Consider the following 13,531-nt stretch of genomic DNA (forward strand, 5'->3'; position numbering starts at 1 on the left):
GTTCCGACTCGACAGGTTGAGAATGTTCACGTAATGTTCTCATCTGTTCGAGAGAGGGAAAGAGCGGCATGGCGGGTGAGCTTCAGGGCAATGCGGCGATCGCGGGAGCGGTCGCCGCCCAGATCAGGGCGCAGGACGAGACGATCCGTTCGGGCCTTGGCGAGCGGCTGCCGCGCCGCATGGGCGCGTCCGGCGGTGCGGCCTCATTCCGCTCGCGTCTCGACGACTATCTGACGCGCCTGATGCGCGGCGAGCTGGAAGCCGCGGTCGAGGCGCATTTCGCGCCCGAGGGCAGGCTTTATGAAAACGGCGGCCTGCGGGCGGAAGGAGCGGAGGCCGTGCGTCGCAAACTTGCCCCCGTGGCGCGCCGGCATGCCATGCTGCGCGGCACGCTCGACGGGCTCGAGTGCGACCGTTTCGCGGGCACGGCAACCTTTTGCATTCGTTTCGACGGGGTCGACGTGGATGGCCGGATCCTGCGCGAGGAGGTGACCTTTCGCCAGCGCTGGCATCTGGGCCGCATTGTGGAGGAGCATCAGGAGCGGCGGACGGAAGCCGGCGCGCACCGCGCCCAGGCGCCGATCCGCGCGCCGCTGCGGCTTGTCGCGGGCGCGGGCGCGGTGCTATAGGCGCAGGCGAGACGGGGCGGGCGCCGTCCCTGAAAGTGGCAAGCGGAGAGCAGACCATGTCCGTCGACATCGACACGGTGAAGCGCGTTGCGCATCTGGCGCGGATCAAGGTGAGCGAAGGCGAGGCGGCCCAGATGACCGGCGAACTCAACAACATTCTCGCCTTCGTCGAGCAGCTCGGCGAGGTCGACGTGAGCGGCGTCGAGCCGATGACCTCTGTCGTCCATCAGGACATGAAGAAGCGCGAGGACGTGGTCAGCGACGGTGGCTATGCGGAGAAGGTCGTGGGCAACGCGCCGGCATCGGAAGACAATTTCTTCATGGTTCCCAAGGTCGTGGAATAATCCATGGACGTTTTGATCGCCATCGAGAGCCCGCTGTCGGACGACATGCGGGCGATGATCGGCGATCTCAATGCCGTGCTTGCGGACCTGACGCCGCCCGAACACTGCTATCACATGAGTGTGGAGGAGATGGCGGGCGCGGACACCACCGTCTTCACCGCGCGGGATGGAGACGGCGCGCTTCTCGCCTGCGGGGCGCTGCGGCGGCACGGGGCGGGGACGGATCGCATTGGCGAGGTGAAGCGCATGTTCACCCGCCCGCGGGCTCAGGGGCATGGCCTGGCCGGACGCATTCTCGGGCGTATCGAGGCGCTGGCGCGGGACGAGGGCATCGCCCGTCTCGTGCTGGAGACCGGCGACCGGCATCACGCCGCCTGGCGCGTTTACGAGCGGGCCGGCTTCACCCGGTGCGGCCCCGTTCTGGACTATCCCGACACGCGCTTCTCGGTGTTTTACGAGAAGCTGTTGACGGGCGAGGCTTGACGCGGGGCGCTGGGGGCGGGACAAGCGCAGCCTGAGCCCTTCGAGCATGAGACTTCCCAGCGAGACGGATACATGAGCGAGCTGACGAAACTGACCCTGGCCGAGGCGCGCGACGCGCTGAAGGCGCGCGACATCAGCGCGGTGGAACTCACCGACGCCCATCTTGGCGCGATCGAGACGGCCAATCCGAAGCTCAACGCCTATGTGGCCGTCACCGGCGACAAGGCGCGGGCCATGGCGGAAGCCTCCGACAAGCGGCTTGCCGGCGGCACGGCGGGCCGTCTGGAGGGCGTGCCGCTCGGCGTGAAGGACCTCTTCGCCACCGAGGGCGTCCACACCCAGGCCTGCAGCCGCATCCTGGAAGGCTTCAAGCCGCCGTACGAATCGACCGTCACCGCCAACCTGTGGGCGGACGGCGCCGTGATGCTCGGCAAGCTCAGCATGGACGAGTTCGCCATGGGCTCGTCCAACGAGACCTCCTGCTACGGCCCGGTCGTCAACCCGTGGCGCGCGGAAGGCTCCGACGAGGCGCTGGTTCCCGGCGGGTCCTCGGGCGGATCGGCGGCCGCCGTTGCCGCCTTCACGTGCCTCGGCGCCACCGCGACGGACACCGGCGGCTCGATCCGCCAGCCGGCCGCGCTCACCGGCACGGTCGGCATGAAGCCGACCTACGGCCGCTGCTCGCGCTGGGGCATCGTCTCCTACGCCTCGTCGCTCGACCAGGCGGGGCCGATCACCCGGACCGTGCGCGACAACGCGATCCTGCTGTCGTCCATGGCCTCGGTCGACGCGAAGGACACCACCTCCGTCGATGCGCCCGTGCCCGACTACGAGGCCGCCGTGGGCCGGTCCGTGAAGGGCCTGCGCATCGGCATTCCGGCCCAGTACCGGGTCGAGGGGCTGGCGCCCGAGGTCTCCGCCCTTTGGGAGCAGGGCATCGCGTGGCTGAAGGAAGCCGGTGCCGAGATCGTCGACATCGAGCTGCCGCACACGAAATACGCGCTGCCGGCCTATTACATCGTGGCGCCGGCGGAAGCCTCGTCCAACCTCGCGCGCTACGATGGCGTCCGCTACGGCCTCAGGGTGCCCGGCGACGACATCGTCGACATGTATGAGAACACCCGCGCGGCCGGTTTCGGCGCCGAAGTGAAGCGCCGCATCCTGATCGGCACCTATGTGCTGTCGGCCGGCTATTACGACGCCTATTATCTCAAGGCGCAGAAGGTCCGCTCGCTGATCAAGCGCGACTTCGACCTGGCCTTCGAGGCCGGCGTCGACGCGATCCTGGCGCCCGCGACGCCGGATGCCGCCTTCGCGCCCGGCGCGGTCACGGATCCGGTGCAGATGTACCTTCTCGACATCTTCACCGTCACGGTGAACATGGCCGGCCTGCCGGGCCTTGCCGTGCCGGCCGGGCTCAACGGCAAGGGACTGCCGCTCGGGCTCCAGCTCATCGGCCGCCCGTTCGGCGAGGAGACGCTCTACAGCCTCGGCCAGGTCATCGAGGAGGCCGCCGGCCGCTTCGAGCCGGCGAAGTGGTGGTAAGCGCGCGCGACTCGATTTCAGGCGGGTTTTTTCGAAAATTTGCGCGAAACTTGCGCGAAAGTTTTTCAGGCTGATGCCTGATGAAAAGGCCCGGACGGCATCCCGTCCGGGCCTTTTGCGTTGACGTTTTGCGTTGCCATTTTGCGTGATCGGGCGTGGTGTTGTCCCCGCCCGGACGCAACCGTCCGGCGCGGGGATTTTCGCGGCCCCTCAGCTCGCCGCCGCGCGGCGCCAGGTGAGCGCGAGAGCGGCGGCGCCGATCATGGCCGTGCCGCCGGCCCGGTTCACCATGCGGCGCACGGAGGGGCGCGTCAGCCGGTTGCCGACGGCCGCCGCCATGAGACCGTAGGCGGCGGCGTTGAGAGCCGCGAGGCCGACGAAGGTCGCCTCCAGGATCACGGTCTGGGCAAGCAGGGGGCGGGCCGGATCCACGAAGAGCGGCAGGAAGGCGACGAAGAACATGATGCTCTTGGGATTGAGCGCCGTGACCGCGAAGGCGTGAAAGGCGATGCGGCCGAGCCCCTTCGCATCCCGGGCGGCCTCTTGCGCCGGGGATGCGCCGGCGTCCGTCTGTGGCGCGGCGTCGGACACGGGCGCGCGCCAGAGCTTGACCCCGAGCCAGGCGAGATAGGCGGCGCCGACCCACTTCAGCGCGGTGAAGAGCGTCGCCGAGGTCGCGAGCAGCGCGCCGAGGCCCAGCATCGACGCGGTCATGGCGGTGAGATCGCCGAGCGCCACACCGATCACGACGGCGGCCGCGACGGAACGGCCATGGCTGAGGGCGTAGGACACCACCAGCAGGATCGTCGGGCCGGGAATGGCCAGCATGACGAAGGAGGCGGTGGCGAAGGCAAGCCAGGTATCGAACGACATGGGAAACCTCTCGTTGAACCTCACGAGCAATCCATACTTTTCGCGGTTTGAAAACCCTGTCGCGCAAAGGCGCGCCGCGCTGTCGCTGACACCTGCCGGCAAGCGGACGGGGAAAGCGCGGGGACACTCTTTGGGGGACACTCTTTGGGGGAGCCTGACGGGGACGGGAATGCGGGAAACGCCCCCGACCGAGCGGCCCCGCAGCGCGCGTGGCGGGAGCTTTCGGACGCATGAAAATGCTGGTAGACTTTTCCTGCTTGAAAATGGTGAGGAAAATCAGTCTTCTTCAGGAAGGGTGTTCCCCGCACACGCGGGGATGAACCGGACGAGGAAATCCTCAAGCACATGGACACCAAGTGTTCCCCGCACACGCGGGGATGAACCGGGCGTTGCCTATCTCTCAGCCAAGAGCGCCAAGTGTTCCCCGCACACGCGGGGATGAACCGGCCCTGACATTTCTGGAACCGACTATGGACACGTGTTCCCCGCACACGCGGGGATGAACCGTGGGTGCCGGAGCGGACCCGTTTTGCTGACCCGTGTTCCCCGCACACGCGGGGATGAACCGTGCTACGCATTCGCCAAGCCGGCGGTTGGTCAGTGTTCCCCGCGCACGCGGGGATGAACCGGCGATCCTCGGAACTGGCGGCAAGAGTGCGACGTGTTCCCCGCACACGCGGGGATGAACCGTACCCGAGCTGGTAGTGATGGCAGGCCACGGCGTGTTCCCCGCACACGCGGGGATGAACCGGGGTTGAGGACGCCGTTGTGGGTCGAGATCACGTGTTCCCCGCATACGCGGGGTGGGGCCGCTCCCCCGGTTCGTGCCGGGGGAGCGGTTGTCTTTCGCCGTTACCGGTTGTTCGCCTGCGCACGCACGCGCTGCAGCCCGAGCCGTGTGATGCGATAGGGCAGGGCGCGGGCGGAGGCGATGTAGCGCCGCCGCTTGAGCTTGCGGAACAGCTCCAGCGTCAGGTCGTCGCGATACCAGCCCTCGCGCGTGACAAGGGTGACATCCTCGATGCGGCCGCGATCGTTCTTCTCGACCCGGATCGCGCCGCCTTGAGCGAGCAGGTGCAGGACCCGCTGCTCGGCCTTTGATATGTCCATGAAAAACCTGGAAATTGATGCAGGACGGCAGTCGCCGCAGCCCCTTCGCGTGCGGCGTCGCCAGTCAATGGCCCGTCCTTCCACGGACGGGCGTTACCGGGTCTCCCGGCTGCTGCGCATCAAATCTCCATGTGTCGAACACGCCGCCCTTGCGGCGCGCGCGATCCTCATATGGCGCGAGGGGCGACAAGGTGCAAGAGGCTGGCTTGACTCCGTCATATAACCAGAAATATAGTTTCTTTATGAAGGCCGATCCGAAGATGACGAAAGCGGCGCGGGCACTGGCCGCGCTTGGACATGAAGCCCGGTTGAGCGTGTTCCGGCTGCTGGTGCGCAGCGGTCATGACGGGCTCAACGTTGGCGAGATCAGCGCGCATCTGGACATGCCCGCCTCGACGCTCGCGCATCATCTGCGCGCCCTGGTCGGGGCCGGACTCGTGGTGCAGGAGCGGCACGGGCGGGTGATCCTCAGCCGGGCCGATTTCGAGGCCATGGATGAACTGGTCGGCTTCCTCGGCGAGGAATGCTGCAAGGGTGTGCGGTCCGCGAGCGATGTGGCGTGATCTCTTTTTGGTCAAAATAACCACAAACCTAGGTATATCGGTATGACTGACGTGAACCTGAGAGACGCTTTCCCCGGACCTGTCGTCCTGCGCGGCCTGTGGCGTCGCGAGAAACCCTGGCTCGCGGTCGCCGCGATCCTTCTTGTCCTGGCGGTCGTGGCGCCGGCACAGGCCGGGGCGAGCCTCCGGTTCGTGGCGGGGGCCTTGCTGGACACCGCGCCCTACCTGCTCTTGTCCATCGCCATTGCCGCCTATGTGACGGCAAGCGGGGCGGACGCGCTCGTCGCGCGCGTTTTTTCCGGCGCGCCGATGACGATGATCGCGGTCGCGGCGCTTTTCGGTGGCCTTTCGCCCTTCTGTTCCTGTGGCGTGATTCCGCTGATCGCGGCGCTTCTGGCCATGGGCGTGCCGTTGTCGGCGGTGATGGCGTTCTGGCTGGCGTCGCCGGTGATCGACCCGTCCATGTTCGTGCTGACCGCCGGGCTCCTCGGGCTCGATTTCGCGGTTGCAAAGACGCTTGCCGCCGTCTTTCTCGGGCTTTTCGGGGGCTATGCCACCCATGTCCTGATGCGAAACGGGTTCCTTGACGCGCCCCTTCGCAAGGGTGTGGGCAATGGCGGTTGCTGTGGCGCCTCCGCGCGCACGCCCAAACCGGTGACCTGGGCATTCTGGCGGGACCCGCAAGGACGCGCGCGGTTCGCCCGTGAGGGGCTGTCGGTGACCCTGTTTCTCTTCAGGTGGCTGACGTTGGCTTTCCTGCTCGAAAGCCTGATGCTGGTCTATGTTCCCCAGGCCTGGATCGCGGAAACGCTCGGCGGCACGGGCCTGTGGCCGGTCGTCCTGGCGACGCTGGTGGGCGTGCCCGCCTATCTCAACGGCTACGCCGCGCTGCCGCTCGTTTCCGGGCTGATCGGGCAGGGCATGGACCCGGGGGCGGGCTTGTCGTTCCTGGTGGCCGGCGGTGTCACGTCGATTCCGGCCGCAATCGCCGTCTTCGCGCTCGTGCGCCTGCCGGTCTTCGTGCTGTATCTCGCCTTTGCCCTTGCAGGCTCCCTGGCAAGCGGGCTGGTGTATCAGGCGTTTCTGGCGGGCTGAGGCCGGAACTTCCGGATGACAGGCATGCCGCCTGTCATCCGGCCGTCATGCCCCGGGAAATAAGGAACCGGCTTGAGATGTGAATTGCGATGTCTATCATGTGCCCCAAAGGCATTTTGCGGCTGGGGAAAATGAATTCATGAAGCAATACATTCGTTATTTCGCGATTTTCTATCTCGCATTGACGATGGCCTCGACCGCCTCGGCGGACACGGGATTTTCCGACCAGGGGACCTTCGAGGTCGACGGTCTGACTTTTGTTCCCAGCATCAGGGGCCTTCCCTGGTGCCGGCCGGACACGACCTTCGCCTACAAGGGTGCGCGCGAACTGGTTGACGAGGGGAGCGTTTCGAAGCTTTTCCCGATGTTCGAGGTCTTCGGCAAGGCGCTCAAGACGGCGTGCCCGGAGGCACGCTCGATCGCCTATACGACCATCTCGACGTTCGGCATGCCGAGTTTCTGCTGCTTCAGTGTCCGGGCGAAGGACTTCGTTCCGGTCCGCTTTTCCGAGGCGCGTCCCCTGCTGCCGGATGAGCCGGTTTATGAGTGCGACCGTCTCGCGGCGCATCCCAACGACATCACGGCGCCCAAGGGCGTGACGGCCATGCTCGAACCGGAGATGGATGCCGCCGGCGCCGTGGCCGCCTGTGAGGCCGATGTCGCCGACCACCCGGATATTCCCCGTCTTCACTTCCAGCTCGGGCGCGCCCTGCTGATGAACGGACAGCACGATGCGGCCTTCAAGGAGTTCCGCAAGGCGGAGCGGGCCGGCCATGCCCTGGGGATCCTTTACCTCGGCCACTCCTATGCCAACGGATGGGGCGTGAAGAAGGACCTCGGACCGGCGAACCAGCTCTGGCGCGTCGGCGGCAGGCTCGGCGGTCATACCCCCGACGCGCGCAAGCTCGAGGTCGCGGTTGCCCGGGCCATCGGCGGCAAGGCCCGCTACATCTGCCCCCGCGATGTCGACGACCGGGAATGCGCGGAACGCGAATACTGGTCGCAGTTCCGGTCGGGCCTGAGTGGTGGTGAGCGACGGCGGATCTCACGGATGTTCGCGGATGTCTCCCCGGATTTCCGGGAGATCTTCGTCAGGTTCTACGCCGCCGATTTCTCCGGGCTGGAGCAGCTCAAGCGTGAGCGTGTCGTTGCCGCGATGGGGCGTGACACGGCCGTCGGGCTGGTGGCCGGGCTGTTCCGGGGGCTGAAAACGCGAATCAACGATGAGGCCCGCAAGGCGCGCTGGGAACCCGTGGTCGCCCAATACGCGCTGATCAAGAGCAATGCGGTTGGCCTGTGCGGCGAGCGGGGCAGGCAGTTCGCGGTGGACCACAAGCTGGTGAGAACCTGGCGCAACGGCTATGGCGTCGTCCTCAGCCGCTCCGCGCAGGATCAGGGGCGAACATATTTCTCCGTTCCGGCGAAGTTCGCCAATATCGTGCGCCGCGCCAAAACCACCGGCGAGACCGCCGGATACGCAAGCGGCATCCGCCGGATGGTCGAGAAGAATGGCGGCTGCGGCTCGCGGGTTCTCAGGCAGCTTGAAGACAACATGCTGGCCTATCAGTCCTGGAAGCCGAAGCGGAATTAGGCAGCGGCCTCATGAAGGAGGCGTGTCCGGCGGGGCCGCGAGAGGCGCTTTCGACCCGGTTTCCTTTTTCGCCGGGCGGGCCTACAACGGCAGCATGATGATGCAAGACACGCTTTCCGTCCTGTTCGGGCTTGCCGGCCTCGCCAACCCTTTCGCGCTGCTGATCGGCGGCGCGCTCGGCTGGTTCGCGGACGCACGCGCCAAGCTCGTGATCGCGGGCATCGCCGCCGCGGCGCTCAGCCTGTTGCTCGACGTTTCGATGAACTTCAGCGGCATCGCGCCGGTGGGTGGCTATGAGGGCGGACCGCTGGCCGTGCTGCCCTTCCGCTTCCTGGGCGGAGCGCTGGCCGCCACGCTGGTGCACGGTCTGCGCAATCGCGCCAAAGGTCGCAAGTAGCCACACCGCCGCGTTCGCGCGGCTCCCGTCTCCCGGAGAAGTGAAGATGGCCTCGTCCGTTGTCGCCTATGCGGCGCTTGCCGTCGCCGTGTCGTTGGAGGTGGTGGGAACCACCGCGCTGCAGCAGTCGCAGCAGTTCACGCGCCCACTGCCCACGCTGATCATGGCCGCGTGCTACCTGGGCGCGTTCTATTTCCTGTCCGTGGTGTTGAAGACGATCCCCGTCGGCATCGCCTATGCGATGTGGAGCGGTCTCGGGATCGTGCTGATCTCGGGCGTGGGATACGTGCTGTTTCGGCAGTCGCTCGACGTGCCGGCGCTGATCGGCCTTGGCCTCATCATCGCCGGCGTCATCGTCGTCAACGTCTTCTCCTCGTCCATCCCGCACTGACGTCGGCGCCGGATACGGGGGACGCGCGCCTGCCTCAGATCTGGAACGGCACCCGCCGCGAGGCGCGACGGCGCCAGTCGGCGAAGAGGTCGGCATTGGGGCAGTAGCCGGGCGCGCGCTCGGCCCCCTCGGCGTTGTCCTCGAGCCACTGCGAGCACTCCTGCGGACGCGTGCAGCTCAGGCAGTTTCCGGCCGCGCGACGCAGGCTGGCCTCAAGGCTCAGCGACTCGGGCATTCCCTCCGTCGCGCCGACGGTGCGCATCATCTCGCCCATCAGCCGCGCGCGCTCGTCCATCCGCTTCAGCAGTCCCATTTTCGTCTCCCGTCCGTGATATCGTGAGGGCTCGCGCCCCGGTTCGGCCCGTGGCCGATGCGCCTTGCGCGTGCGCGCAAGGCGGTGTCACACTGCGCCTGTCGGCGGACCGGGGAATTGACCAAGGTCAAACCGGCGGCGAAATTCGGCGTGCCGCGCCCGGCGCGCACCGCCTGTCCAGGGAGAGGCGCCAGGCCGTGTCAGTGTCCCGCATCTCGACGCCCACGGGCGTCGTTCCGGTCACGCCGGTGACCCGCCTGCCGCCGCTGGCCGTCGGCGACCTCATCGCCGTGCGCGTCGCCCGCCACATGGGCGAGGGCGTGATGCGGCTCGTCTCGGGCGGCGGAGGCGGCTTCCAGCTCGACGTGGAGGGGCAGGAAATGCTGCCCGTGGGAAGCCGCGCGCTCCTTTCCGTCGAGGGCAAACCCGGCGAACAAAGTTTCTCGGTGCGCGCGGACACCTCCGTGCCGCCACAGGCGGCGACCAGCCCCGCCGCCGCGCGCATGGCCGATCTCGCAACCCGCCTTGCCGCCGATCAGGACGGACTCGCCCCGCTCTATGCCGGGCTGTCGGCGCTCGTGCTGTCGCTGGGGGGCGGTCAGCGGGCGCTGCCGCCCGGGCTGGCGCAGGCAATCTCGACGCTGTTCGGGATGCAGCTTTCGGCCGGATCTCTGGAGGGAAAGACCCTGCGGGAGGCGGTCCGCAATGTTTCGGGCGGGCGGCTCGGCTCCGTGCTGGCCGATCTCGCGGCAAGCCTCGAAGGGGCGGCCGGCGGGCGCGAGGCGCAACCGCGACAGGCGACACCGCCGCCGCTTCCAGGCCTTGCCCGCCACCTGGGCGGGGAGGGGGCCGAAAAGGCGAGCCCGGCGCTGACAGCCGCCCTTGCCGCCCGTGACGGGAAAGAGGTCGCCGCGCTGCTTCTGGCCAAGACGCTCGCGGCGCTGGCTCGTGCCCGTTTCGCGGGGCTCGCCTCGCGCGGGCTTGTCGGCGATCCGCCCGGCGAGGGCGCACGGGGAGCGGATCAGGTGATCCTCCTGCCGCTGGCGGTGTCGCCGGGCGTGATGGTGCTGGAACTGCGGATCGGACGCGACGACACGCCCGGCCACGAGGGGGAGGGCGCCCATCCCGCCTTTCGCCTGCGGTTCGGCCTGGACAGTCCGGACGGCGGTGCGGTGGAGGGGCTTGCGGGTCTCGACGGGCGGAGGTTCTTCGCCCATCTGTCCGTCGAGCGTGACGAGACGCGCCTGCGCCTGGCGCGCGAACTGGGCGAGATCCGCACCGGCCTTTCCGCGCTCGGCCTCGAGGTCGCGGACCTGCGCGTCGCCGCCATGGCCGCCGATCCGCCCGACCCTGGGCATGAGGCGGCAAGCTCCGGCCAGCTTGTGGACCGTGTGTCATGAGCGGGCAGGACGGACCTGCCGCGCCCTCCGGTCCGGGCGTGGCGCCAACGGCACAGTCGGCCGCCCTTGCCTACGACCAGGCGGGGGCACCGCGCGACACGGCGCGTGCACGCGGCGAGCTCGCGGCACGGCTGCTGGCGGATGCGGTTGCGAACGGCGTGTCGGTGGAGGATGACGCCGCCCTTGCCGACCTGATGGCGAGCGTGCCGTTCGACGAGGACGTGCCGCCCGAGCTGTTCGAGGCGGTGGCGCTGATCCTGCGGCACGTGCTGGACCTGCCGAGGTCGTCGGGCGGCTGAAGGGCGGGACAACTGCCGCGATCTGCGGTGTTGCCGTTTCCGCTGGCGGAAAATGCAAAGCATGTCCGCGTCGATTGCGCCCACACTCGCACTCCCCGGTTCCCGATGGCAGCTTCGGATACGCGAGGAGTGTCCGCCTGATTGAGGCTGGCAACCGGAAAGAGGCCCGCAACCGGCCGGCCGATCTTTCCCGTTACGGCATGTGAGCGCCCTGGCGCGCCGACGCCAGGGTGTTTTCGGGCTCATCCTTCACCACACCGCTGCCGTCGATAATCCGGGATATCGGGCAATGCTCAGACCTGGAGATGAAAATTGAAGATAAAGGCGGCACTTGCAGGCGTCATGTTCGCGACGTCCGTCACCATGGCCGGAGGCGGCTTCGCACAGGCGAAGGACCTCACTCAGGCGGAAGCGAACGAGATCGCGGTCGAAGCCTATCTCTATCTGTATCCGCTCATCACCATGGACCTGACGCGCAGGCAACTGGTCACCGTCAAGGCCGGTCCGGGGTCCATGGGCGGTTACGAGAACTGGTTCGCCAACATTCCGGCCTATCCCACGGCGGATGAAAAGTCGGTCGTGCGACCCAATTTCGACACGCTCTATTCCTCGACGTTCCTCGATCTCCAGAAGGAGCCGATGATCGTCTCCGCGCCCGACACCGACGGACGCTACTACCTCCTGCCGATGCTCGACATGTGGACGAATGTCTTCGCGTCGCCGGGCTCGCGGACCACGGGAACGCAGGCCGCGACCTTCCTGGTCACCGGTCCCGGCTGGGAGCCGGAGGACGGCTCGGAGCTCGGCAAGGACTTCGCCGGAAAGCTCGGCCTCCCCGAGGAGACCCAGCTCCTCGAGGCTCCGACGAACCATGTCTGGATCATCGGGCGGACCAAGACGGACGGCCCCGCCGACTATGAGGCCGTTCACAAGATCCAGGCCGGCTACAAGGTGACGCCGCTGTCCAAATGGGGACAGGAGGTTTCCCGGCCGCCTTACGCGCCGGATCCGACCGTCGACACGAAGACCCCGCCGAAGAAGCAGGTCGATTCGATGGCCGGCAAGGACTACTTCACCTACGGCCTGGAGCTGATGAAGGTCGAGCCGCCGCACAACATCGACCAGCCGATTCTGGCGCGCATGTCCCGTCTCGGGTTCGAGGTGGGCGAGAGCTTCGACTTCGACGCGGCGAGCCCGATCGTGCAGTCCGCGCTCAAGGCCGCGCCCGGCACGGCGCAGAAGCTGATGGCCTGGAAGAGCCCGCGCATCTCGAATGTCGAGAACCAGTGGTCGATGGACGTCGAGATGGTGGGTGTCTACGGCGCCTATTATCTCAAGCGGGCGATCATGACCCAGATCGGTCTCGGTGCGAACCTGCCGGAGGACGCCGTCTACCCGATTGCCATGACGGACGGCGATGGCAACCCGCTCGACGGAGCCAACAACTATGTCCTGCATTTCGATGCGGACGACATTCCGCCGGTCAATGCCTTCTGGTCCGTCACGATCTACGACAACGACGGCTACCAGGTCGCCAACAGCCTGAACCGCTTTGCCCTTTCAAGCTGGATGCCGATGCAGAAGAACGAGGACGGTTCGCTCGACCTCTACTTCCAGCATGAGAGCCCCGGCAAGGACAAGGAAGCCAACTGGCTGCCGGCCCCGGATGGTCCGTTCAACGTGACCATGCGGCTCTACGCTCCCAAGCCCCCGGTCCTGATCGGCAAATGGGCGCCGCCGGCGATCACCAAGGTTGGCAAGCCTTCCGCCGACACGGCAAAGTAGGAGCCGGCCCGAGGGAATGCACAGGAGCGGATCCGGACGCCTCGCGCCGGATCCGTTTCCGTTCATCCGGACACTTTCCCCAGTTCGTTCCAAGTGAGAGAGACATGAAGCAGCTCATCCCCCTTGCCATGATCGGTTCCCTGCTTGCCGCGGCCCCGCTGCCGGCGCTGGCCGAGACCGGGTTGCCGGAAGGCGCCAGCATCGCCAAGGACGCCAAGGCGCTTCGGACCTATGCGCCGAAGGGCAATCCGGGGAGCGTCGACTTCGACGCCGCCGACCGGCTGGCGATCGCCAATCTGCTCTACGCCTATTCCTTCGCCTACGACAACTACGAGGCCGATGCCTGGTTCAAGCTGTTCACGGACGATGTCGTGTTCGTCGCCGGCGTGCCGGGGGCGGGGGCCGTGTCCTTCACCGGAGAGGGCTTCCGCACGTTCTGGCGGGAGCGGATGAAGCAGTTCAGCTCCTCCGGCAACCAGCGCCGGCACCTGATGTCGAACATCCTGTTCCTGGAACAGACGGCCGACACCGCGCACGTCAGCGTCGCCGGGCTTCTGACCAACGCCAAGGACGGCAAGACCTTCACCGCCGTGTCGAGCCTCAACTATGAAGGCTGGCTGGTGAAGGGGCCGGAGGGCTGGAAGATCAAGCGCTGGCATGACTTCCCGGACGCACCGGTTCCCGAGAAGTAAGGCGGTGCATCCGCAAAAAGG

Annotated in this window: 16 protein-coding genes and 1 CRISPR repeat array; of the genes, 13 read left to right on the plus strand and 3 right to left on the minus strand. The window is 67.1% G+C overall.

What is annotated here, in order from left to right:
- Positions 1-68 precede the first annotated feature (68 nt).
- The 4 genes from ACYX4S_RS05955 to gatA all read left to right on the plus strand — a co-directional run bounded on the left by ACYX4S_RS05955 (position 69) and on the right by gatA (position 3,001).
- The gene (locus tag ACYX4S_RS05955) at positions 69-629 is read left to right on the plus strand and encodes a hypothetical protein (RefSeq protein ID WP_476362227.1); all 561 of its coding nucleotides are present in this window, start codon (positions 69-71) and stop codon (positions 627-629) included.
- Between the two features lie 56 nt (positions 630-685).
- A complete protein-coding gene (gatC, locus tag ACYX4S_RS05960) occupies positions 686-973 on the plus strand; it encodes an Asp-tRNA(Asn)/Glu-tRNA(Gln) amidotransferase subunit GatC (RefSeq protein WP_293718378.1) in 288 nt (95 codons plus the stop codon).
- 3 nt (positions 974-976) lie between these two features.
- A complete protein-coding gene (locus ACYX4S_RS05965; RefSeq protein WP_476362228.1) occupies positions 977-1,456 on the plus strand; it encodes a GNAT family N-acetyltransferase in 480 nt (159 codons plus the stop codon).
- A gap of 72 nt (positions 1,457-1,528) precedes the next feature.
- On the plus strand, positions 1,529-3,001 hold the full coding sequence (gene gatA, locus ACYX4S_RS05970; RefSeq protein WP_476362229.1) for an Asp-tRNA(Asn)/Glu-tRNA(Gln) amidotransferase subunit GatA: 1,473 nt from the start codon (positions 1,529-1,531) through the stop codon (positions 2,999-3,001).
- Between the two features lie 210 nt (positions 3,002-3,211).
- Here the strand turns inward: gatA and ACYX4S_RS05975 are convergent, their stop codons facing one another.
- Together ACYX4S_RS05975 and ACYX4S_RS05980 are read right to left on the minus strand one after the other, a co-directional pair.
- Positions 3,212-3,874, minus strand: a complete 663-nt coding sequence (locus tag ACYX4S_RS05975; protein ID WP_476362230.1) for a LysE family translocator — start codon at positions 3,872-3,874, stop codon at positions 3,212-3,214.
- A 295-nt stretch (positions 3,875-4,169) separates the two neighbouring features.
- Positions 4,170-4,686: direct repeats of the CRISPR family, unit length 29 nt; unit sequence GTGTTCCCCGCACACGCGGGGATGAACCG.
- 40 nt (positions 4,687-4,726) lie between these two features.
- Positions 4,727-4,984 (minus strand): YjhX family toxin, encoded by a 258-nt coding sequence (locus ACYX4S_RS05980; protein ID WP_293718385.1) that lies wholly within the window; start codon positions 4,982-4,984, stop codon positions 4,727-4,729.
- A 260-nt stretch (positions 4,985-5,244) separates the two neighbouring features.
- Here ACYX4S_RS05980 and ACYX4S_RS05985 point away from each other — a divergent pair, with 260 nt between their 5' ends.
- From ACYX4S_RS05985 to ACYX4S_RS06005, 5 genes are all read left to right on the plus strand, one after another.
- Positions 5,245-5,547 carry an ArsR/SmtB family transcription factor gene (locus ACYX4S_RS05985; protein WP_476362231.1) on the plus strand — a complete coding sequence of 101 codons (303 nt, stop codon included), beginning with the start codon at positions 5,245-5,247 and terminating at the stop codon, positions 5,545-5,547.
- A 42-nt stretch (positions 5,548-5,589) separates the two neighbouring features.
- Positions 5,590-6,642, plus strand: a complete 1,053-nt coding sequence (locus tag ACYX4S_RS05990) for a permease (RefSeq protein ID WP_476362232.1) — start codon at positions 5,590-5,592, stop codon at positions 6,640-6,642.
- Between the two features lie 139 nt (positions 6,643-6,781).
- Positions 6,782-8,233: a hypothetical protein gene (locus ACYX4S_RS05995; RefSeq protein ID WP_476362233.1), complete on the plus strand. Its 1,452-nt coding sequence runs from the start codon at positions 6,782-6,784 to the stop codon at positions 8,231-8,233.
- A gap of 94 nt (positions 8,234-8,327) precedes the next feature.
- The gene (locus tag ACYX4S_RS06000; protein ID WP_422069089.1) at positions 8,328-8,630 is read left to right on the plus strand and encodes a phosphatidylglycerophosphatase; all 303 of its coding nucleotides are present in this window, start codon (positions 8,328-8,330) and stop codon (positions 8,628-8,630) included.
- A 46-nt stretch (positions 8,631-8,676) separates the two neighbouring features.
- Positions 8,677-9,021 carry a DMT family transporter gene (locus ACYX4S_RS06005; RefSeq protein ID WP_422069088.1) on the plus strand — a complete coding sequence of 115 codons (345 nt, stop codon included), beginning with the start codon at positions 8,677-8,679 and terminating at the stop codon, positions 9,019-9,021.
- 34 nt (positions 9,022-9,055) lie between these two features.
- Here ACYX4S_RS06005 and ACYX4S_RS06010 read toward each other — a convergent pair whose 3' ends face one another.
- Positions 9,056-9,334, minus strand: coding sequence for a DUF6455 family protein (locus tag ACYX4S_RS06010; protein WP_293718392.1), 279 nt, complete (start codon positions 9,332-9,334; stop codon positions 9,056-9,058).
- A 197-nt stretch (positions 9,335-9,531) separates the two neighbouring features.
- Here ACYX4S_RS06010 and fliK point away from each other — a divergent pair, with 197 nt between their 5' ends.
- From fliK to ACYX4S_RS06030, 4 genes are all read left to right on the plus strand, one after another.
- Entirely contained in the window at positions 9,532-10,734 is a 1,203-nt protein-coding gene (gene fliK / locus ACYX4S_RS06015; protein WP_476362234.1) for a flagellar hook-length control protein FliK, read from the plus strand.
- Complete coding sequence (locus ACYX4S_RS06020; RefSeq protein ID WP_422069085.1) at positions 10,731-11,033, plus strand: EscU/YscU/HrcU family type III secretion system export apparatus switch protein; 303 nt, start codon at positions 10,731-10,733, stop codon at positions 11,031-11,033. The genes fliK and ACYX4S_RS06020 overlap by 4 nt, the downstream gene beginning before the upstream one ends.
- 342 nt (positions 11,034-11,375) lie before the next feature.
- A complete protein-coding gene (locus ACYX4S_RS06025) occupies positions 11,376-12,818 on the plus strand; it encodes a DUF1254 domain-containing protein (protein ID WP_422070234.1) in 1,443 nt (480 codons plus the stop codon).
- Positions 12,819-12,922: 104 nt separating this feature from the next.
- On the plus strand, positions 12,923-13,510 hold the full coding sequence (locus ACYX4S_RS06030) for a nuclear transport factor 2 family protein (protein ID WP_293718396.1): 588 nt from the start codon (positions 12,923-12,925) through the stop codon (positions 13,508-13,510).
- Positions 13,511-13,531: the final 21 nt, after the last annotated feature.

Source organism: Stappia sp. ABD4_338, from assembly GCF_056312175.1.